Here is a 20733-nt window from a genome sequence, read left to right as displayed (position 1 = left end):
GTCGGCGACGCGGCCATCGACGACGTGGTCGACTGCTATCGGCTGGTCGGCAAATACGGGATCTACACGGCGCTGAACATCAGTTGCCCGAACACCGCCGAGGGGAAGACTTTCGAGGAACCCGCGGCGCTCGCCGATTTGTTCGCCGCGCTCAAACCGAATCGGCTCGACGATGCCCCGCCCCTGGTCGTCAAGCTCTCGCCACGCCAACCCGGGGCCGAGCTCGATGCGATCGCGGAGGTTTGCCTGGACGCTGGCGTCGACGGTTTCGTCTGCGCCAACACGATGCCGGTAGATCATCCCAAGCACGGCAAGGGCGGACAATCCGGCAGCGCTGTGCGGCCGATCGCGCTGGAGATGGTGCGACATCTTGCCAAGACCGGCAAAACGATCATCGGCTGCGGCGGGGTCTTCCGACACGAGCACTTCGACGCTTACATCGACGCTGGCGCCACGGCGGCGCAGGCGTACAACGGATTCGTCCGAGGCCCCAAGGCCGGTCCCAAGTTCGCGTGGTCGGTGATCAAGCGATAACCCGCTAAACCCTTCGGCAGCGTCGATTGCAACCACCCCGACTTGCGACTACACCACTCGCGTGTTTCTTACGCTCGGCACCACTCCCACCGTGCAGCGCACAATGACTTTCGACCGGGTGCGGCCCGGCGGTGTGTTACGGGCGCGATCGGTCCACGACTTTGCCAGCGGCAAGTCCATCAATGTCGCCCGTGTCCTACACACGCTCGGCGAATCCGTGCGGTGCCTGGGATTTGTCGGGGGCGAGCGTGGCCGGATGATCCGCCGGGATCTCGACACCGCCGGGATCGAACACGCGTTCATCGAGGTCACGCCCCAGACGCGGTTGTGCGTCACCGTCGTCGACCGCGAACAACGCCGGGCCACGGAGTTCATCGAAGAGCCGGCCGACGTGACCGAACGCGACGGGGCCGCCCTGCTCGACACGCTGTTGCACATGCCCGGCGGCTGCTCGGCGTTGCTACTCAGCGGGTCGCTGGCCGGCGGCGTGGCGGACGATTTCTACGGACGCTGTCTCGAAGCAGCGCCGGGCGTCACGAGCATCGTCGATGGCCGGGGCGAACCGCTGCTGGCGTGTCTGCCACAGCGACCGACGGTGGTGAAACTCAACGTGGAAGAGCTTGGCTTGACGTTCAGACGGGGCATGGAGTCACAATCGGCCCTGCGGTCGGCGATGGTCGAGGTCTGTGCGTTGGGTGCCCGGTGGTGCATCGTCACACGGGGCAGCGGCGGCGCGGCGGTCACCGACGGCGAGGCGTTCTGGGACGTAAGCTCGGCCCGCGTGGAGACGGTCAGCGGCGTCGGCAGCGGTGACGCATTCGCGGCGGGGCTGGCGGTGCGGATGGCGGCGGGTGACGATGTGCCCACGGCCTGCCGGACGGCCTCGGCCTGCGGGGCCGCCAACGCCGCCTGCCCCGACGCCGGCCACCTCGACCCCACGCTCGTCGACCAACTCATCGACGAGATCCGGGTCAGACCGGCCCGATAAAACGCCGTTGCTGAATCTCGTGAAATGCAATGCGCGCGAGGCGATCGGCCGAAATAGGATAAATCATGTCCCGCCGGTTGTTCCGCAAACTCCTCCCTCGACGCTCGGGGCAGCTCTCGAACACACGGATCGGCCGGCTGGTGGAAAAAGTCATGGGCCCGGTCCTGGGCAACCGCCGGCTCTGGCAGCTCAACCGCAAGTCCGTCGCCCGCGGCGTCGCCTGTGGTACGTTCTGGGCCTTCATCCCCCTGCCGATCCAGACGATCGGTGCGTTGATGAGTTCGATCTCGCTGCGGGGCAATATCCCCGTGGCGATGCTGTTCACATGGATCAGCAATCCGATCACCTGGGTGCCGATATTTTACGCCGGGTATCGCGTCGGCCTCGCCGTCACCGGGCAGCCCGAAGCCATCGGGCTCGCCGCCGAGATCGAGCGGCTCGCCAACGAGGGCGTGGTCGAAGGGACCAAGGGGCTCTTCGCCTACTTCGCCGACAACCTCAACCGCGTCATCCCGCTGATCATCGGATGCGGCATGCTCGGGACGCTGGCGGCGGGCACGGGGTACTGGGGCGTGAAAATGCTCTGGCGTTTCGGCATCGTGCGCCGCTGGAAGTATCGCGGCCATCACGTCCAATGCCCGCACTGCCGACACCTCGTCCTCGGCGGCGACGATCAGCCGACGGTCGACGTCAAGCTCTGCCCCGCATGCCAGAAACAGATTCCGCTGTACCGCCGGATCGGCCTGGGACTCGGCGCGTTACATCGCAAGTTCCATCCCGGCGATCCGCGGGTCGCGCTGCAATCACTGGCCGCGCGGGCTCGAAAGAGCTTCCCTAAGTCGAGTTCGTCGGCAAGCGATAAAACCGCTCCGCATTCGCCGTCGTGATCGCGTCGATCTCGTCGAGCGTCTTGCCGTGCAACGCGCCGACGAGCCTGGCGGTGTGCATCACGAACGCCGGCTCGCAGGTCTTCTGTTTCCGCACCGGTTCGGGCGAGAGATAAGGGCCATCGGTCTCGACGAGCAGTCGGTCGAGCGGAACGCGCTTGCAGGCATCACGCAGATCGGCGTTCTTGTTGAACGTCACCGCGCCGGTGAAGCCGACGAGGTAGCCGGCGTCGACGATCCTCGTTGCTTCGTCGGGCGTGCCGGTGAAGCAATGGAATACGCAGGGAACACCCGGCTGCTGGGCAAGGATCGCCAAGGTGTCGTCGATCGCCTCGCGGCTGTGGATCACGACCGGCCGACCGAGCTCGGCGGCGAGCGCGAGCTGGTGTTCGAAGCTCTTCCACTGCACGTCCCGCGGCGTGTCGTCCCAGTGATACTCGAGCCCCATCTCACCGAGCGCGACGACCTTGGGGTGGGCCTGGATCTCGCGCAAGCGGGGCGTCGGGTCGGCCGGGTCGTTGGCGGCGTAATGCGGATGAACACCGACGACGGCGTAGACGTTCTCGTGGCGTTCGGCGAGTGCGATCGTCGCGACATCGTCGTCGAGCCCGGTGCCGATGGACACAACGCGATCCACACCCGCATCGGCGGCACGCCGCAGCACGTTGTCGAGCTGGCCGTGCAAACGCGGGTCGGTGAGGTGGCAGTGCGTGTCGATCATGGGCGGTGCTCGAAAAAGCTCGGGTAGTGATGCACCACCGACTCGCCCTGGCCCGACCAGTGCACCGCGACCACGTCGTGACGAAACGCCGGCCGTTCCGTGCCGAACCGGGCGAGGTACCCCTCGGCAACCCGGCTGATCTGGCGCTGCTTGCGCGGCGTGACGGCACTCTCGGGCAGGCTGTTGGTGTCGGCCCGGGTCTTGACCTCGACGAACACGACCACGTCGCCGTCCTTGCAGACGAGATCGATCTCACCGGCAGAGGTGCGGAAGTTGCGGCCGAGGATGCGCAAGCCGGCGGCACGCAAGTGGTTGGCCGCGGCGTTCTCACCGTCACCGCCCACGCCCGCCGCAGCGGAGCCGCCGAAACGTTCACGCAGGGCATGGACGACGCGTTCGATGAGCATGGCTTACCGGTTGAGCACGGCCGCCGCTGCCGCCTGGGCCGCGGCAACACCCTTGCCGAACGTAATGTCCTTGCCGCACTCGGCCAAGCCGTACTCGATCGCGGCGATCACGCTGATCGCCTCGAACACGTCGGTGTAACCCATGTGGTTGATGCGGAACAGCTCGGGTTTCATGCTGCCCTGCCCGCCAGCGAGGTGGATGTTGAACCGCTTGCGGATCGCGAGGCGGAACGCCTTGTCCGGGTTCTCGACCCCGGCTGGATAGCGGACGGAGCTGACGGAGTTGCCCGGCATCATCGCGAACAGCTCCAGCCCTAGCGCGGTGACCCCGGACCGGACCGCCTCGGCACACGCCTCGGTGCGCTGCCAGATCGTGTCGAGCCCTTCGTCAACGATCATGCCGAGCGACACGTCGGCCGCGTTGATGAGTTGGTTGTTGGGCGTGTAGGGCGTGTCCCAGTTCTCGTACGACGTCCGATACGCACCGAGGTCGAGGTAGAAGTTGTCCTTGCGGTCGTTGGCGTCATAGGCAGCCCACGCGCGTTCGGACAGCGACGCGAACCCGAGCCCCGGCGGGAGCATCATCGCCTTCTGACTACCGGTGATCGCGATGTCGACGCCCCACCCGTCCATATCGAAAGGCAACGCGCCGATCGACGTGATGCCGTCGACCATGATCAGGCAGTCGGGCGCGTGGTCACGCAACTTGTCCAGCACCGCCTTGAGATCGCAGACCGCGCCGGTCGACGTCTCCGAGTGCGTGACGATGAACAGATCCGGCGGCGTGCCGTCCTGGTTGATGTGTACCTGGATGTCGGCCGGGGTGACGTGATCGCCGTAGTCCTTGGTGATATCGGTGACGTCGCCGCCGTACTGCTTGGCCATCGTGCTCCAACGCTCGGAGAACTTGCCGTTGGCAACGTTGAGCACACGCATGCCGGGCTTGAGCACCGCGAGCAGGCCGGCCTCGAACGCACTGCTTCCCGAGCCGGTGATCGTGTAGACCGGCTGGGTGGTCTTGAAAATCGTCTGGAGCTTGCCGGTAACCGACTCGAGCGTTTTGCGGAAGGCCGGCGTGCGGTGGTGTAGCTGAGGCTCAGCGCACTTGGCGAGCACTTCTTCGGGGACGGGCGTGGGACCGGGGCAGTAAAGGCGGTACTTGTTGAGCATGGGCGGGTGATCGGATGAGTCCCGCACGTTACCGCCGGTTACGCCGCGTTCCACTGCTCGTGCAGAAAGTCGTGAATCGTCCGCAGCGAATCCTCGTCCCAGCGGTGTTTGCCTTCGACGCTGACCGCACCGTCGTAGCCCGCGCCCTTGAGCAATGCGAAAAAGTCGCGGTACTCACCGGCACGTCGCGGGTCGGCACCGCTGCCGGCGCGTGTCCCGCGATCGGCGACGTGAACGTGAACGACGCACCCCATCGCCTCCTCGACACTGGCCAGCGGCTCACGTTCTTCCCACATGTGGAAGCTGTCGACCAGACAGCGCACGCCGGGGTGGTCGACCTCGTCAACGTACTCCATCGCCTCGCTAACGGTGTTGATGATGTTGCACTCCTCGGAGCGCAGCGGCTCGATAGCCAAGGTTACTCCGTGCAGTTCGGCCAGCGGTGCGGCGGTGCGAAGGAACGTCAGAATCCGCTCCCGCGCCCGTTCGGGTGTTTGGCCATCGCGGATCGGACGGGCGGCACCTGAACCGAAGACCAGAATCCCGACGCCAACACTCGCGGCACGGCGGAAGGTCCGATCGATGTACGTGGTCAACCGACGCAGATCGAAAGTCGGCCCGGTGATCGTGATGTCGTCCCCGGGAAGCAGCATGTTGCACGCCGGCACCGGCAGCACGGCGCGGCGGACGGCGTCGATGTCCAGATCGGAATCGTCGGCGACCCGCCCGTCGAACAACGGCACGGCCGCCGCCTCGACGTGATCGAAGCCGACCGATTGCAGAACCGCCGCCCGGTCCACGGATGTACAAACGCCAAAGGAAGGCATGTCAAGGTTGTAGCAGGTTTCGCACTGTTTTGCTTAGCGATACGCGGCAACACCGTCGGCGGTCACCAACAGCACCGCGTCGCTGACGTGGTACGGCATCGTGCGATAGTCCGCTTTGATCTGGCCACGGACTTTCTCGACCGTCTGCTCGTCGTCACGGAAACAGAGCAGAATGTCCCGATTAGGCACTGCCGCGCAGAACGGGCTGTCGAGGTGTTCACGCAGACGATCGTGCAAAGCCGGCAACAGAAGCCGACTCGCGTCATAACCGTCCATCAACTGAAACAACATCAGAGACAGTTCACCGTCTTCGTCAGGCATCGCATGGGCGCTCATGTTCTGGCTCCGCCCGACGAGGTTGGCGATCGCCTGTTCGTGCATGCGCTCGTGGGTCACTTCCCACTTCTGCAACATGCCCTGGGGGATGTACGCGATGGTGCGGTCGCCGTCGATGACGTAGCCGACGTGCAGGTCCGCCACCAGGGGCTGGCTGGCGAGCGTCTCGACCCGTTTGCCCTCACTTGCGCCGTTGAGCAGGATCGGCATGATGTTGTCGGCAACGGCCTCGAACGAATCGCCATGGTCCGGCCGACCTTCGCCCACACGTAGCAACTCCACGGCCCACCGCTCGATCTGGTGCTGCAGCTCGTCGGGCTGAAGCTCGGCGATGCGATAGAGATTCTCCAGCGACGCGACGTGGCCGTTGACCCGCAGCGAGAACGGCTGCTCGGCCCGACCGATCTGCACCAACGGAAACCTTGCCCGCACCCGACGGACAACGTCCTGCGCAAACTGCTCGCGGGAGAGGTGGGCCATGCACATAGTCTACCGACCGAACGGGAAAGGGGAGGACGCGGCAACGCAATTCTCCTCATTCCCCTCCGCCCAGTTCACGCCCACGAAAGAGAAGCAACCCGGTGGTGAGAGCCGCGGTGACGTAGAGCACGAAGTACAAGCTGCTCAGCCCCACCTCCGCCGTGAGCGTGCCCACCGAGGTGGCACCCGGGTCGGCCGCGAAGACACTACCCGGCAGCGCGATCGGCGCGTACAGCGTCAGCTCCCGCAGATCGAACACCGCGAGGAACGGCAGCAACGTGTTGACGACCTGCGCGATCCCGCGAACCAGTACGTTCGCCTCGCCGCCCAGCACATCGAGGAACCGGGCGAGGTTGCCCGCGAGGTACAGCAGAAACAGCACCGGCAGATTCACCACCAGCGAGACGCGTGTGCTGATCGCCACGCTGATCGCGGCGAGCACGCCGATCTGCATCCACGCCATCAACAACGACACGGCCAGCCCGGTCAGGTGCATCATGCGCGTGTCGAAGAGCCGGGCCGCTTCCTCGCCGTCGACGGTTTCCGGGTTGAGCGTGTAATCGGTCGGCACACGCAGCCACGTCGCCAGACCGAGCACCAGCCCCAACGCCACCACCGCCAGCAGCGCCGACGCGAGCAGCCCGAGGTACTTACCGAGCAACACTTCCAACCGCCCGACTGGCTTGCTCATGAGCGTGAGCATCGTGCGGTTCTCGATCTCGTTGAACACCGTCGCGCTGGTGGCAAAAAGCGTCGCGATCAGCACGAGCAGCAACACGAAATCACGCCCGACATCGAGAAACATCTTGGTGTCCTCGCCGAGCGTGAAGAACGGGAGCAGCCCGAAAATCCCCATGAGGGCCGCACCGACGGCCAACAGCAGCAGGTAGATCGGCTGTGCGATGGCTTCGACGGCGGTGTGGCGGGCGATGACGAACGTGCGGTACATGAGCGGGCGACAAGGATAGCCGACGATTCCACGGATGCCGATTCCACCCCATTCTGGTACGCTGCTGAGGCGCTCCGCCCAGACCGCGGAACCCCATGAAGTCACGACTCCTCCTCAAACTCACGCACCGAACCCAACTGGATTACACCGAAACCGTCACCGAGAGCGTGATGGAGTTGCGGGTGATGCCGCGTCAGGAGCCGGATCAACGCCGGCTTTCGTTCAACCTCGCGGTCGGGCCGCCCTCGTCGCCGACGAGCTACGTCGACTGGCTGGGCAACACGGTGCATGCCCTGACCGTCAACGCACCCCACCGCAAGGTCGTCGTCGAAGCGACCAGCTACGTTGAGACCCGGCGCGAGAAAAGCCCCGCCGCCGACCTTGGCGACCCGTATGATGCCGCCCCGCCCCCGGCACTGCACGACTTCGTCGACTTCGGCGGGCCCGTCGTCAAGTCCGATCTGCTCCAAACGCACCTCGACGCGATCGCCCCACAGCCAGGCGAACCGATCGGCGCGATCGCCGGACGGATCATGAATCACATTTTCACATCCTTCACCTACGAGCCCGGCGTCACCACATCAGCCAGCCCGATCACGGACCTGCTCGAAGGATACAAGGGCGTCTGCCAGGACTTCACCCACCTCATGCTCGGCCTATCGCGAGCGCTGGGCATTCCCGCGCGGTACGTCTCGGGGCTGGTGCATCCGATGAAGGAATCGTTCCGCGGCTTCACTCAGACCCACGCGTGGTGTGAGTTGCTCGTCGGGCCCAACCTGTGGGTCGGTTTCGACCCGACCAACAACACGACCGTCGGTCCCGAATACGTCAAGATCGCCATCGGCCGCGACTACCGCGACGTTCCGCCCAACAAAGGCGTCTATCGCGGCGGCTCCGACGAGATGATCACCGCCACCGTCGAGAGCGAAGTTCTCGACACGCTGCCGACCGACATCACCGACCGCCCCAACCGCGTCCTCGACGTCGGCGAACTCATCCACCGCCCGCATGTGCTCACCGACGTCTACCGGCAAGCACAGCAGCAACAGCAGTAAGCCCGGCGTCAGTCGAACAGATCCCTCAGTCCGCGCTCGAGCTGATTCTGCAACAGGTTTTCGACCTGAATGGCCGGCTCGTACTTCGGGGCATCCAGTGTGCCGGTGATCTTCACCGGCAGCCCCGTCGCCGGCAGCAGCCGTGCGATGTCGTCACCGAACCACTTTTTGGTCAGCTCCGGCCCGAGCGTCATCGTCATTTCCTGGCTGAACGTCGAGAGGTTGACTCGCCCGGCCAGTCCAATCGGATACAGCGGACCGCCCATGCCTTCGCGGGGATCAAACACGTTGAGCGAGATGTTGATGTTGGCGACGCCGTCGTCGATGAGCAACTCGCCGTCATTGATGAGGCCGCTCAGGCGGTTGAGATTGCTCGCCCGGCCGAGCACCGAGCCCAGCTGCGGGACCTGCGCCACCGCCGCCAGGGCGTTACCGATCGCCTCGGACTCGATGTCCATCTCGCGTAGGGAAAACGCAACCCGCAACCGACCACGGCCCGCCGCGAGTTGCTCGAAATTCAGCGGGACTTGTCTGGCTTCGAGAAGTGACACGTCGATGAAACCAGCCGCGCGGGTAGTTTCGCGTCCGAACGAGCCGGCCGTCGAGCCGATGATCTGCATCGCGAGCGAGTTGATCTGCGAATCACGCAGCACCTGCACGCGGTCGGGCATCGACAGCACCGGCACGTCCTGCGTGAGGTCGATCGACAGATCGGTGTTGCCGCGCCCGCCGTTGACCAAGGCCCCGCCGTCGATGTCCAACACGCCACCGGCGAGCGTGATCGGCATGTTGCCGCTGCGCATCTCCATGCCGTACGCGTCGAGTTCCTGCAAGGTGACCTTGCCTTCGGCGGAGAGCATCCGCAACGGCTCGTCGGCGTCGGCCGGGTAACTCCCGGCCACACGCATATCGACGATCATCGGCCCCGCCCCGCGTGCCGTGTCGCCGAGGATGTCCCGCAGCTTCGGCGTCAGCCGATCCATGTCGGCGTTGATCAGCAGCCGGGCGTTGTCCAAGGAGCGTTGGCGTTCGAGGTCGTAGACGTTGGCGTGAGCTTCGATGAGCAGCGCGTCGTCGTTGAGCGAGCCACGCAGGGACCGGAGATTGAGATCGTCCGACAGGTTCATGTCGGCGAGGAGCACGAACGTGTCGGACCGTTCGAGCAACGTCCGCGGCTCGCTCGCCGGGTCCGCCGGGTCGGCTTGTTGCACCACGCCCATGCGATCGAGCATCAGGCGGACCTGACCGACCGTCGCGATCGTCGGTTGTGGCGTGGTGGTGTCGAGCGTGAGCGCGCCGCCGAAGACGACCGCGCCGCCGTCGATGTCGAAGCCCTCGATCGGCACGTCGAACGCCTCGGCCAGTTGGCTCGGATCGCCCGCCTGGAACTTCCGCACGTTGACCCGTGCCGCGACCCCGGCATCACCTTGGATGAGATCCTGAACATCGGCATCGAGGATGACGCGATTGCCGTTGACGATCACGCGGAATTGCTCGGCCGTGATACCGGCGGTCAGATCGACCGGCCGGTCGGTGCTCACTTGAACGAGATGGTCGGCGACCAACCCCCGGCCGGCCTTGCCGATGGTGAGATAGCTGACCTTGGCCACGACCGACTCGGTCGGGGTGAACACATCGCCAGCAAACCGCCCGCCGCCACTAAACGAAACGATGCCGCTGGGCAAGGTGATCTGCTGCTCGGCAAGCGTGGCCTCGACAGCCTCGATGTTGGTAAACGCCAGCAGATCCGCCACGTCGATCTTGCCGATGTCGACACCCTCGAACGCCACCGCGAAGTCTTCGCCGAGCTGGAGTTCGGTAATGGTGCCGAACGCGTTGAGGATGCGTTTGTCGCCACGGTTGGCGGTGACGGCGAACGGCAACGCGGGGCCACCGGCCGACGGGTTAAGGTTGGCCTCGGCGGTCACCGCGAGGTCGGTCAGCATCGCACGATAATCGGCCGGGACGAACGGCCCGGCCAGCGCGAGCACCCCCGTCGGCAGGTCCGCCTGCACGTTCATCCGGCCGGCGGGCAGGCCGTCGATCGCACCCAACGTGGCCACCGGCATCACGCCGTCGGCGTGAAAGACCGCCCGGCCTTCGTGGATAAGATCAATGTCCAACGACAGGTCGCCGCCGGGATCGAACGACACCGTCGGCCGGACCTCGAGCACGCCGACCGCCAACGTCGTGACCTCGCCCGGCAACCCCGACGTGACCAGATCGGCCGCACCGATCGTGCCGGCGATCTGGGTGACTTCGCCCGTCCGTGTCGCGGTGATCTTGCCATCGACAACACCGGCGAAACGCTCGGACTTGCCAAGCAACTGCAGCACCGGATCGAGCAACGCCAGATCGAACTGCTCGAGCATCAGGTCGCCCGACGCGGTCAAGCCCTGCATGTCCAACGCACCGTCGTCGAGAACGTCGGCGGTCCCGTCGATCACGATGCGGCTCCGCGTCTGGCCGTCCTGCGTCAGCGGCAGCGACACCTGCACGGTGATCGGCCCGTTGAGGTCGGTCACGTCCGCCGCCAGACGGCCGTCGCGGATCATCAACGTCCCGGCCCCGCCGCCCTGCTCGTCGGGAATCATGTACTCCAGCGCGCCTTCGATCTTCACGTCGAAGTTGCCGACAATCCCTGGCAACTCGGAATCCGAGTCGCCTTCCATCATCGGGGCAAAGATCGTGGCGAGGTTGGTGTTGCCGTCCTTGTCGATGCGGACGCGGTTGAGGTCGATGACGCCGGTGGTTTCGCCGAAGTCGAGTTCGCTGCCGAGCGCGCCGAGCAGCGTGAGTTCGGAGTCGAGCCGATCGACCGAAGCGACGAGTTGGCCGGCGTTGTCGTAGAGCGCGACGCCGCCCAGCGATGTGCCGCTGAACCAGCCGACCGACAACTCGTCGACGGTCAGCTTCCCATCGATTAACGGCTCGACAAAGCCGAGCGCGGCCTTCGTGCCAGGCCCGGTCGAAATCAGCGTCGGCAACAGTGCGACAAACAACACCAAACCAATGAGCAGCACCGCCACGACGCCCAACAGCCATCGGAGCCAACGCCGCTTGCGGGGCTTGGGTGTGTCGCCTTGGGGCTGGGTTGTCGGTTCGGCTTGAACATCGGTCATAACGGCCTCCAACGGACTAGACACAAGTTCATGCGGTCGGGTCGTGCCGGTTCTGCCGAATCGACCGCATCCGCTGCGTGCGTCGCATGTTATGGGGCGGCATTCTTTCAGAGTACGGAGAACGTTCTTGATTCCCGTGTGCCATGCTCTCATCATCCAAGGCCGCGACCCGACTCGTCGGTGGCGGCGTCCCAACTTCAACAGCCAAGCACGTTCCACTCGGAGAAAAGACATGAGCAACGGAAAAGACGGAAAGGTCGTCGTCTGCGGCGGCGGCGGATTCATCGGCGGACACCTCGCCAAGAAACTCATCGCCACCGGCCACACCGACGTCCGCGTCGTCGACATCAAACCGTTCGACCAATGGTACATGGTCCACCCCGAGGCCGAGAACGTCCAAGCCGATCTCAACCTCGTCGAGAAGTGCACCGACGCCGTCAAGGGCCGCGACACCGTCTACAACCTCGCCTGCAACATGGGCGGGATGGGCTTCATCGAGAACAACAAGCTGCTGTGCATGATGAGCATCCTCATCAACACACACCTGCTGCAGGAAGCCAACAAGGCCGACGTCAAGAACTACTTCTACGCTTCGAGCGCCTGCGTCTACAACGGCGACAAGCAGGTCGAAGCCGACGTCACCGCGCTCAAGGAAGCCGACGCCTACCCCGCCATGCCCGAGGACGGCTACGGGTGGGAAAAACTCTTCTCCGAACGCCTCTGCCGGCACTTCCGAGAGGACGAAGGCTTCCGCGCCCGCGTCGCCCGATTCCACAACGTCTACGGCCCGTACGGCACCTACGACGGCGGTCGTGAGAAAGCCCCCGCCGCCATGTGTCGCAAGGTCATCCAGGCCAAGATGTCCGGCGACCACCGCATGGAAATCTGGGGCGACGGCGAGCAGACCCGCTCGTTCATGTACATCGACGACTGCCTCGAAGGCATCGACCGCATCACGCACTCCGACGTGACCGAGCCGCTGAACCTCGGATCTGACGAACTCGTCTCGATCAACCAACTCGTCGACATCGTCGAGGACATCGCCGGCATCAAGCTCGAACGCAGCTACAACCTCGACGCCCCCAAAGGCGTCCGCGGCCGCAACTCCGACAACACCCTCATCAAGGAAAAGCTCGGCTGGGCCCCGTCGATCTCCCTCCGCCACGGCATGGAGCAAACCTACGCCTGGATCTACGACCAGATGAAGGGCCAAGAGAAGTACAAGGTGAGCCAATACGCGACGGCGTAACACGTGCCGCTCGGGAACAGCGAATGAACCGCCGACCGGTGCATCCACACCGGTCGGCGGTTTTTCGTCATGGCTCATGATCGACCGCGCCTCGTCGGCCGACCGGCTCTAGCGAACGCGCCAGCAACTATGGCCCTGCGTCGTGGACAAACCTCGCGCCGAACGTAATCGAACAAGGCATGCCACTGCTTGGACGTCAATCCACTCGCGAGTGTTTGGGCATGAAAACCGAGATCATCCGCCAACCGCCGAAACTGCCGTCGCCCGAGTAATCCCCGTAAGTTGTTCTGCAGGTTCTTCCGCTTGCCGCAAAAGCCAATCGCGACAAGGTCCGCGAACTCACCGCGTGCCGACAACGGGATTGGCGGTGATCGACGCGGAAGCACCCGTAGCAACACCGTCTCGACTCCCGGTCGTGGGCGGAAGTCCGAACGGGCCAGCGATCTGACTTTTTCCATCACATACCAAGGCTCATGCACCGTCGATAGCAGCGTCCTACGCCCGAACCCCGCATACTTTGCGGCCGCCTCACGCTGAAGGATCAGGTACGCATCGGTGGGAGGATGCCGGCCGGCGAACAAGAGCCGCATGATCGCGGCCGTTCGATTGAACGGAAGATTGGCGAACACCTTGAACGGCCCTCTCGGCAATCTGTCTCTCAGCACGTCGCCGTTCCGGATGTGGACGTGCGGATCGCCGGCAAAACGCCGACGAAGCTCGGCAACCAAAGCCGTATCCGCCTCGATCGCGTCGACACGCCGACAACGTCGAGCAAGTTCCGATGTGATGATCCCTCGACCGGGACCAATTTCATAGACATGGTCCACGGCGGACAGCGAAGAAGCCGCGACCATCTCCCGTACAAGCCGACGGCTGTGCAGGAAGTTCTGCGAATGTTGTAAAGCCATCAGGCTGGCCCCGACTGGGCGTCAGATGAATGACGCGTTGATGGAAGCACCCGCGGGCAGAACGCCCGACGAAACTTCCGCCCATGCCACAACAGAGCAGCCAATCACCACGATTGGCGCCAAGCGGTGTCATCAGCGGAGTCAGGTGCTACTTGATCAACATCGGTAAAATCTAAAGCCGTTTGGTTTCGACAATAGGCAGCCCGTTGACCGATCCGAGTATGTGCCTTTCTCGACCGGCTTCAGGATGCCGCTCCACCGGCATCAGCCCCTACCAGGACAAACACCTACGCTTGTCCACCAGTGGAACGCCCCGCCGCATCCGAGTCACTGCTTTCGATGTACATCCTGCTCGGCGTCGGTGTGGTCGCGCTTTCGACGGCGGTGATCTTTGTCAAGCTCTCGGACATGCCGCCGTCTTTGCTCGCGTCGGGACGGTTGCTCGTGGCGGCGGCGGTGTTGGTGCCGTTCCTGATCGCCGAGCGGCGAACGGGTAAAGCCGTACTCCCGGTGCGTGCGTTGCTGCCGGCGGCGACGCTGCTCGCGGCCCACTTCATCACGTGGTTCATCGGCATCCGCCTGACCACCGCCGCCAACGCGTCGCTCATCGTCAACCTCTCCCCGGTCGCGATGCCGTTCGCGCTGTACCTGATGGTCGGGGAAAAGGTCACCCGGCGGGAGGTCTGGGGCAGCGCGCTGGCCGTGGTTGGCGTCCTGGTTCTTGCAGCGGGATCGGCACGGGTCGAGAAGGCCGGCCTGATCGGTGACCTGATCTGCATCGGGAGCATGACGCTCGCCGTCGGCTATCTCGTCTCGGCCAAGCGTGCCCGGCAGAAGACCGGGGATCAGGCGTTGGGCATTTTCGGCTATCTCGTGCCGCTCTACGCCACTGCGGCGGTCATCACCCTTGCCAGCGGCGTTGCCCTCGGTGAGGTGAGCCAACTCACCGATGGCTCGCTCCATGTCGGCCGAGAGATCGCACTGCTCTTGGCGCTGGCCATCATCCCCACCGCCGTCGGGCACAGCATTCTCAACCTCGCGATGGTCAAACTCCGCGGGCAGGTGGTCGCGATCACGTCACTCGGGCAGGTCGTGTTCGCGACTCTGCTCGCGGTGCCGGTGCTCGGCGAGGTGCCACAAGCGATGTTTTTCCCGGCCTGCGGACTGATCGCGGCCGGGGCGCTGGTGGTCATCGTCCGGCGATAGTCAGGCCCGGTCCGTTTTCGTTGGGTTAACCCGGCAAGCATCACGGCCGACGTGGTAACATCCCGCCATGCATTGGTTCAGCCCCTTCGTCGCGGCCGGCTTGCTACTGGCCGTCGGCACGACGCCGAGATCGTCGATCGCCCAACCCGCCGCACCGGCGCCGACATCGGAAGCCGCAACGGATGACGGCGTCGCGCAGTTGCTCGACTTCTACGCCAAGCTCTACGGAAAACCGGAGAACTTCGAGTCGCGGCTCGGCGGATTGGTGTCGGTGATTTCGCTGAGCCGATACGACGGTGCCCCACTCACGGCCCGACTTGTCGAAGTCGCCGACGGCGGGGACCCGATCATCGCACAAGCGGCATGGGAAGCACTCGCCGCACGCCATGCCTCGCTCACCGACGAACAGGTCCGCGCATGGCAGGACGCGGGACTCAAGCTCGCGACCGGCCGGTACAAAGACGAAGTGTTCCTCGGGTCGGAGTTGCGGCCGCTATTGCTCGCGCTGGCGGGTCGGCCGGTCGAACGGGACATGCCGCGGTTTGCCGACCTGATCAATCGCGCGATCGCCCAGAACGACCTCGGCACCGACGACGGCCGTGCAACGCTCGAGGCCGCCGGTCAGGCGCTGCTCGCCTGGGGCGACAAGAACATGATCGGGCGGCTCGTCCGGAACGTTCGGGGTGACAACGCCGAAGCCAATCGCACCCGCTTCGTGCTGAACCAACTACCCGACACGCCCTCGCCCGAAGCGTCGGTCGGCGACTGGCGAAAGTGGGCCAACACGCTCGAACTCACGCCGATGCCGCGGGCTTACGACGGCGGCAGCATCTGGTTCGACGAGCCGACCGTGATCGACGATGCGGAGGACCCCCGGTTTCGTCGCGAGGTCGAGTTGGGCGACTTGAGCATCTCCGGCGTCGATTTGGTTCTCGCCATCGACGCGACCGGGAGCCTCGAGCAAAGTAACGCCTACCTCAAGCACTACCTGGCCGTGACACTTCAAGCATTGTCCGTGCTCAGCGACAATATCCGAGTCGGCGTCGCCTATTACCGGCACGAGATCCGCCCCGAGCTGCAGACCGACCGTTGTCGCGAAGCGATGGCCAACAACCACCCCAATGCGTTTCTCTTCGACGTCATCCCGCTCACGAACAACTACAACGCGCTGCTGCAGGCGATGGCCAAAGATCGACTCTCGGGTGTCCCCACCGGCCACCCCGGCGGTCAAGCCGACGGATCCGCGGGCGCACCTGCTGCAGGGTTCGAAGTCGCAGTGCGACTGCTGGGTGAGCAGAGTCGAAAGGGCCGGGCAAAGGTCGTTGTGCTCCAGGCCGACGACGATCCAACGGTCGGTTCGGTACCCGTGCTGGCGGCGATGGTGACCGAGGCGCGGACAATGGGCGTGCTACCGGTAATGTTGATTCGTGACGAGCCAGACGCGCGTCGGATGTCCGAAGCCATCGAGGCCTCCGGGGATACGGCGATCACCTACCGCGACGACCTCGACAGTTACGAAGCCGAAGCCGACCCGTACGCGGACTTCCAAAACAAGCCGATGGGCGCGGTGGCGACGCGCGTGATTACCTCCACCTTGCCGCCCGATTACGCCGACCGCGGGCCGGTGGTCATGGACATCATCGGCAAGCACATCGCCGCCGCCAGTGCCGCGAACAGGGCGCAGCAGGCGCTACGCCGTTGAAGACCCTGCCTTGCAACGGGTCTGATAATCCGCACCCCGTCCGCGCTAACGTTCGTGTGGCATCATTGACCACGCGCGAGCCCCCTCGGCGTCGTACCCGCCATGTCCAAGTCCATCCTCATTCTCAGCCAGGTTTACGTCCCCGACCCCGCGTCGGTGGGCCAGCACATGCACGATGCCGCCGCGGAGCTGGCGCGACGTGGGTGGAACGTGCAGGTCGTGACGTCCCGGGCTGGGTACGACGATCCGACGCGGAAATACGAGCCGCGCGAGGAGCGCGACGGCGTCCACATCCGCCGGCTCCCCTTTTCATCCTTCGGCAAGAAGAACATCCTCCTGCGCATCCTCGGCACCGCGAGCTTCGCACTGCAGGCGATCTTCGCCGGGCTATTCACGCGCAACGTCCATGCGATCCTCTTCAGCACGTCGCCGCCATTGATCGGGGCGGCGGTCACGATTGTCCGCATGTTCCGCCGGGTGCCAACCGTCTACTGGGCGATGGACCTCAACCCCGATCAGCTCATCGCGCTCGGGAAGATCAAGGAAGGCGATCTCATCACTCGCCTGCTCGAGTCGATCAACAAGACGATCCTGCACAACAGCACCCGCGTGATCGCGCTGGACCGGTTCATGGCCGCCCGGCTCGAAGCTCGCGCGCCCGTCGCGGATCGCATGAGCATCATCCCGCCCTGGCCCCACGAGAAAGCCGACGCCCCGCTTTCGCACGACGAGAACCACTGGCGCAAGAAGCACGAACTCGACGGCAAGTTCGTCATCATGTACTCGGGCAACCACTCGCCCAGCAACCCGCTCGACACGCTGCTCGAAGCGACCCGCGCTTTCAAGGACGACGACCGCATTCGCTTCCTCTTCGTCGGCGGCGGGCTCGGCAAGAAGGACGTCGAAGCGTTCATCAAGAAGCACGGCGCGAAGAACGTCATCTCGCTGCCCTACCAGCCGATTGAAACGCTGCGCTACTCGCTCAGTGCGGGCGACGTGCATGTGGTTTCGCTCGGCGACGACATGGTCGGGATCATTCACCCGTGCAAGGTGTACGGCTCGATGGCGGTGGGCCGACCGGTGCTGTTCTTCGGCCCGCGTCCGTCGCACGTCAGTGATCTGTTGGACAACCACGACTTCGGCAAACACGTCTCGCACGGCGACGTCGACGCCGCGGTCAACGCCATCCGCAACCTGGCCGACGCCAGCGAACAGCGGTTGGCTGACATGGGCGCTGAAGCCCAGCGCGTGCTCCGCAACTCGCTGAGCCAGGACATCCTCTGCGCCAAGATGATCGACGACGTCGAAGCAACGGTTTCAGGGAAGGCGGCTGAACGTACTGAAGCTGCGACGGCCTAGCTACCCATCGTCATCTTGAGCGATTCGCGGCACACAACGCCCGGCGTTGCTCGACGCACTTGTACGTCCGCCGCGGATCACTTGGCGTGTTCTGGACGTAGTCGAGCAGGTGGCCGACGGTGCTGCGGGCGACGTGCATGCGGGTGTCGCAGCTGGCGTAGTAGATCAGCACGGTGTCGTCGGGCATGCGGACCCAGCCGTTGGTGAAGGCGACGTTGCTCACGTCGCCGACGCGCTCGTCGAACATCGGCGCGAGGAAGTGACCGCCCGGGGCGGCGATGATCTTGGCCGGGTCGTCGAGCGCGGTGAGGAACATGTACAGCACGTAGCGGAAGCCGGCGGCGCACTCGCGGACGCCATGAGCGAGGTGCAGCCAGCCGGCGTTGGTCTCGATCGGCGCCGGGCCCTGGCCGTTCTTGAGTTCCTTGATCGTGTGATACACGCGATCGTCGACGGGGCGTTCGGTTTCGATCACCGGCTTGTCCATCGAGTCGCAGAGGCCGAAGCCGATGCCGGTCGCGGTCTCGCCGGTGTCCTTCTCGGCGTGGATGAACGAGTTCTGCGGCCGGGTGTAGAAGGCGTACTTGCCATCAACGAACTTGGGATGCAGGACGTGGTTGCGCTGCTGAGCGGTCGTCGTTTGCAGGTTCGGCAGGCGTTCCCAGTTGACGAGGTCGGTCGTCCGCGCGAGCCCACCCAGTGCAATCGCCGCATTGGTCGCGCCGCTCGGGTCGTGTTTCTCGACGCAGAACATGCCGTAGATCGTGCCGTCCTCGTGCTCGACGAAACGCATGTCGTAGTGGTTGGTTTCGTCGTCCTCCAGCGGTGGCATCACGATCGGATCGCCGACGAAGCGAAAGCCGTCGAGCCCGTTGATGCTCTCGGCCAAACCGAAGAAGCTTTTCCGGTCATCCCCCTCGACGCGGACCATCAACTTGACCTTGCCCTCGTGGAAGATCGCGCCGCTGTTCATCGTCGCGTTGACGCCGATGCGTTGCTGGAGGCGGGGATCTGTTTCGGGATTCAGATCGTACCGCCACTCGATCGGCGCGTGCTCGGCGGTGAGGATCGGATGCTCGAAGCGATCAAATACGCCGTTGTACCAACGCTCATCGACCGCGTTGGGCCGTTCGATGAGGTCGGCATGTTTGCGACGCAGGGCGTCGAGCTTGGTCGGGTAGTCGTCGAGGATGGAAGGCATCCCCTGATCGTCGCCGATGCCGGCGTGACCGCAAGCGATCAGCGCTTGGCCGGGGCGAGATGTTGCAGGACGTCCTTCTTGCCGAAGCAGAAGAGCTTGTCGCCGGGGAGGATTTCGCGGTGGCCGTGGGGGTTGGGGATGGAGATCGAGCCACGGACGATGGTGAGTACCAGCACGTCGCGATCGCGGAGATTGCTGTCGGCGATCGTCTTGCCGGCGAGTTCGCTGTTCTCGTCGACGACGAACTCGGACACGACGTAGCCGGCCTTGATCGAGAGGCGTTGGCGGATGTCGATGTCGGGGAACTGCACCTGCTGTTCGAGGTGCTCGATGATCTCGCCAGCGATGTCGCGGCCAGTGGCGTTCTCGATGCCTTCGAGGCCGGGGCTCGAGTTCACCTCCATGACCTGCGGGCCGTCCTTGCCTTCGAGCATGTCGACGCCGGCGACCTTCAAGCCCATGATCGCCGCAGCGTGGACGGCGGTGCGTTGGTAGTCATCGTCAAGCTCGATGGACTCGGTCGTGCCGCCGCGATGGACGTTGCTGCGGAACTCGGTGCCAACGGCACTGCGGCGCATCGCCGCGACCACGCGATCGCCGACGACCAACGCCCGCACGTCCTTGCCCTTGGACTCGGCGACGAACTTCTGCACGAGCACGTTCTGTCCGCCGGACTGCAACGCTTCGATGACCGCCTCGGCGATCTTCTCCGTCTCGGCAAGCACGACGCCGATGCCCTGCGTGCCTTCGAGCAGTTTGATGATGACCGGTGCCCCGCCGACGGACTCGACGGCGCGGGCGATGTCCTTGCGATCACGCACGAACGCCGTGGGCGGCATGCCGATGTCGTGGCGCGAAAGGATCTGCATCGAGCGGAGCTTGTCGCGCGAGACGCTGATGCCGTTGGAACCGTTGAGCGTGAAGATGCCGAGTTGCTCGAACTGGCGAACGACGGCGCAGCCAAAGAACGTGATGCTCGCGCCGATGCGCGGGACGACGGCGTCGTAGTCGGTCAGTGCTTTGCCGCGGAAGGTCAGCGCCGGATTTTCCGCGTCGACATACAGGCCGAACTTGAGCGTGTCGAGCACCTTGACCTTGTGCCCGCGCTGCTCGGCGGCCTCGCGCAAACGTTTGGTGCTGTAAGCCCGGATGGAACGAGAGAGAATCCCGATCTTCATGTTTTGGTCCTTCGGCTGGTCAGCAGGTACGTCCGGCCGCTGTCGACGAGGAACGTCCCCTCCAGCGCCGCCCGACCCAGCAACACGCGGCACTTCATGTGCATCCGGCACACCAGCCCGATCTCGACTTTCTTCTCCGTCTTCCCAACACGCAGCGTCGTCTCCACAAACACCCGCGGCTGGGCATGGCCGTGCGCCGAGCGGACGTCGCCGCGACGGCTGACCTTGGCCGTGATCTTCTCCGACAACCCCCGTCCGGTCCGCACGCGAAACCGCACCCGGTCGTTATCGAGCTCCTTGATCGTCCCGGTATCAACCGCACCCGTCGCGGCCCCGGTGTCGCTCTTGGCGAGGATGCCATAAACACCCCACTCGGGGAAGTCGATTCGTTCTCGCCAGCCGATGGTCTTCACCGTGGCCAAACGTAACGGCAAACGACGCACTTCGACAAGGG

The 20733-nt window shown here is 64.6% G+C and carries 19 protein-coding genes; 9 read left to right on the top strand and 10 right to left on the bottom strand.

The genetic code is table 11. From position 1 onward, the window contains the following. From AAGD32_08465 to AAGD32_08455, 3 genes are all read left to right on the top strand, one after another. On the top strand, positions 1 to 534 hold a 534-nt coding region (locus tag AAGD32_08465; GenBank protein ID MEM8874281.1), incomplete at its 5' end, for a hypothetical protein. 61 nt (positions 535 to 595) lie between these two features. Continuing rightward, positions 596 to 1522, top strand: coding sequence for a hexose kinase (locus AAGD32_08460; protein MEM8874280.1), 927 nt, complete (start codon positions 596 to 598; stop codon positions 1520 to 1522). Positions 1523 to 1587: 65 nt separating this feature from the next. After that, positions 1588 to 2409, top strand: a complete 822-nt coding sequence (locus AAGD32_08455) for a DUF2062 domain-containing protein (GenBank protein ID MEM8874279.1) — start codon at positions 1588 to 1590, stop codon at positions 2407 to 2409. On the opposite strand, the gene AAGD32_08450 is transcribed toward AAGD32_08455, so the two are convergent. The 6 genes from AAGD32_08450 to AAGD32_08425 are packed head-to-tail and all read right to left on the bottom strand — an operon-like array spanning position 2357 to position 7299. Then, positions 2357 to 3130, bottom strand: coding sequence for a TatD family hydrolase (locus AAGD32_08450; protein ID MEM8874278.1), 774 nt, complete (start codon positions 3128 to 3130; stop codon positions 2357 to 2359). The two genes, AAGD32_08455 and AAGD32_08450, sit on opposite strands and share 53 nt — an antisense overlap. Further along, entirely contained in the window at positions 3127 to 3537 is a 411-nt protein-coding gene (locus AAGD32_08445) for a YraN family protein (protein MEM8874277.1), read from the bottom strand. The genes AAGD32_08450 and AAGD32_08445 overlap by 4 nt, the downstream gene beginning before the upstream one ends. Before the next feature lie 3 nt (positions 3538 to 3540). Then, positions 3541 to 4734: an alanine--glyoxylate aminotransferase family protein gene (locus AAGD32_08440; protein MEM8874276.1), complete on the bottom strand. Its 1194-nt coding sequence runs from the start codon at positions 4732 to 4734 to the stop codon at positions 3541 to 3543. A gap of 11 nt (positions 4735 to 4745) precedes the next feature. Then, positions 4746 to 5534: a sugar phosphate isomerase/epimerase family protein gene (locus AAGD32_08435; protein MEM8874275.1), complete on the bottom strand. Its 789-nt coding sequence runs from the start codon at positions 5532 to 5534 to the stop codon at positions 4746 to 4748. 33 nt (positions 5535 to 5567) lie between these two features. Beyond that, the gene (locus tag AAGD32_08430) at positions 5568 to 6350 is read right to left on the bottom strand and encodes a DUF1444 family protein (GenBank protein ID MEM8874274.1); all 783 of its coding nucleotides are present in this window, start codon (positions 6348 to 6350) and stop codon (positions 5568 to 5570) included. Positions 6351 to 6405: 55 nt separating this feature from the next. After that, entirely contained in the window at positions 6406 to 7299 is an 894-nt protein-coding gene (locus AAGD32_08425; GenBank protein MEM8874273.1) for a hypothetical protein, read from the bottom strand. Between the two features lie 95 nt (positions 7300 to 7394). On the opposite strand from AAGD32_08425, the gene AAGD32_08420 reads away from it, so the two are divergent. Continuing rightward, positions 7395 to 8354, top strand: coding sequence for a transglutaminase family protein (locus AAGD32_08420; GenBank protein MEM8874272.1), 960 nt, complete (start codon positions 7395 to 7397; stop codon positions 8352 to 8354). 8 nt (positions 8355 to 8362) lie between these two features. Here AAGD32_08420 and AAGD32_08415 read toward each other — a convergent pair whose 3' ends face one another. After that, positions 8363 to 11476 (bottom strand): hypothetical protein, encoded by a 3114-nt coding sequence (locus AAGD32_08415; protein MEM8874271.1) that lies wholly within the window; start codon positions 11474 to 11476, stop codon positions 8363 to 8365. Between the two features lie 232 nt (positions 11477 to 11708). On the opposite strand from AAGD32_08415, the gene AAGD32_08410 reads away from it, so the two are divergent. The 5 genes from AAGD32_08410 (at position 11709) to AAGD32_08390 (ending at position 17900) form a co-directional block, all read left to right on the top strand. Then, the gene (locus AAGD32_08410) at positions 11709 to 12725 is read left to right on the top strand and encodes an NAD-dependent epimerase/dehydratase family protein (protein MEM8874270.1); all 1017 of its coding nucleotides are present in this window, start codon (positions 11709 to 11711) and stop codon (positions 12723 to 12725) included. A 563-nt stretch (positions 12726 to 13288) separates the two neighbouring features. After that, a complete protein-coding gene (locus AAGD32_08405) occupies positions 13289 to 13627 on the top strand; it encodes a hypothetical protein (protein ID MEM8874269.1) in 339 nt (112 codons plus the stop codon). 309 nt (positions 13628 to 13936) lie between these two features. Continuing rightward, positions 13937 to 14839, top strand: coding sequence for a DMT family transporter (locus AAGD32_08400; protein ID MEM8874268.1), 903 nt, complete (start codon positions 13937 to 13939; stop codon positions 14837 to 14839). Positions 14840 to 14906: 67 nt separating this feature from the next. After that, entirely contained in the window at positions 14907 to 16541 is a 1635-nt protein-coding gene (locus AAGD32_08395; GenBank protein ID MEM8874267.1) for a vWA domain-containing protein, read from the top strand. Between the two features lie 102 nt (positions 16542 to 16643). After that, positions 16644 to 17900, top strand: a complete 1257-nt coding sequence (locus AAGD32_08390; GenBank protein MEM8874266.1) for a glycosyltransferase family 4 protein — start codon at positions 16644 to 16646, stop codon at positions 17898 to 17900. A gap of 10 nt (positions 17901 to 17910) precedes the next feature. Here AAGD32_08390 and AAGD32_08385 read toward each other — a convergent pair whose 3' ends face one another. From AAGD32_08385 to AAGD32_08375, 3 genes are read right to left on the bottom strand one after another with little or no spacing between them, the layout of a single operon-like run. Beyond that, positions 17911 to 19101: a glycosidase gene (locus AAGD32_08385; GenBank protein ID MEM8874265.1), complete on the bottom strand. Its 1191-nt coding sequence runs from the start codon at positions 19099 to 19101 to the stop codon at positions 17911 to 17913. 38 nt (positions 19102 to 19139) lie between these two features. Next, on the bottom strand, positions 19140 to 20279 hold the full coding sequence (gene rimK / locus AAGD32_08380) for a 30S ribosomal protein S6--L-glutamate ligase (GenBank protein MEM8874264.1): 1140 nt from the start codon (positions 20277 to 20279) through the stop codon (positions 19140 to 19142). Continuing rightward, positions 20276 to 20692 carry a RimK/LysX family protein gene (locus AAGD32_08375; protein MEM8874263.1) on the bottom strand — a complete coding sequence of 139 codons (417 nt, stop codon included), beginning with the start codon at positions 20690 to 20692 and terminating at the stop codon, positions 20276 to 20278. Before AAGD32_08375 ends, rimK begins: the two co-directional genes overlap by 4 nt. Positions 20693 to 20733 lie beyond the last annotated feature (41 nt).

The organism is Planctomycetota bacterium, from assembly GCA_039182125.1.
GTDB lineage: Bacteria > Planctomycetota > Phycisphaerae > Tepidisphaerales > Tepidisphaeraceae > JBCDCH01.
Note: the sequence above shows the minus strand (reverse complement) of the source record. Positions and strands in the feature narration are given on the sequence as shown.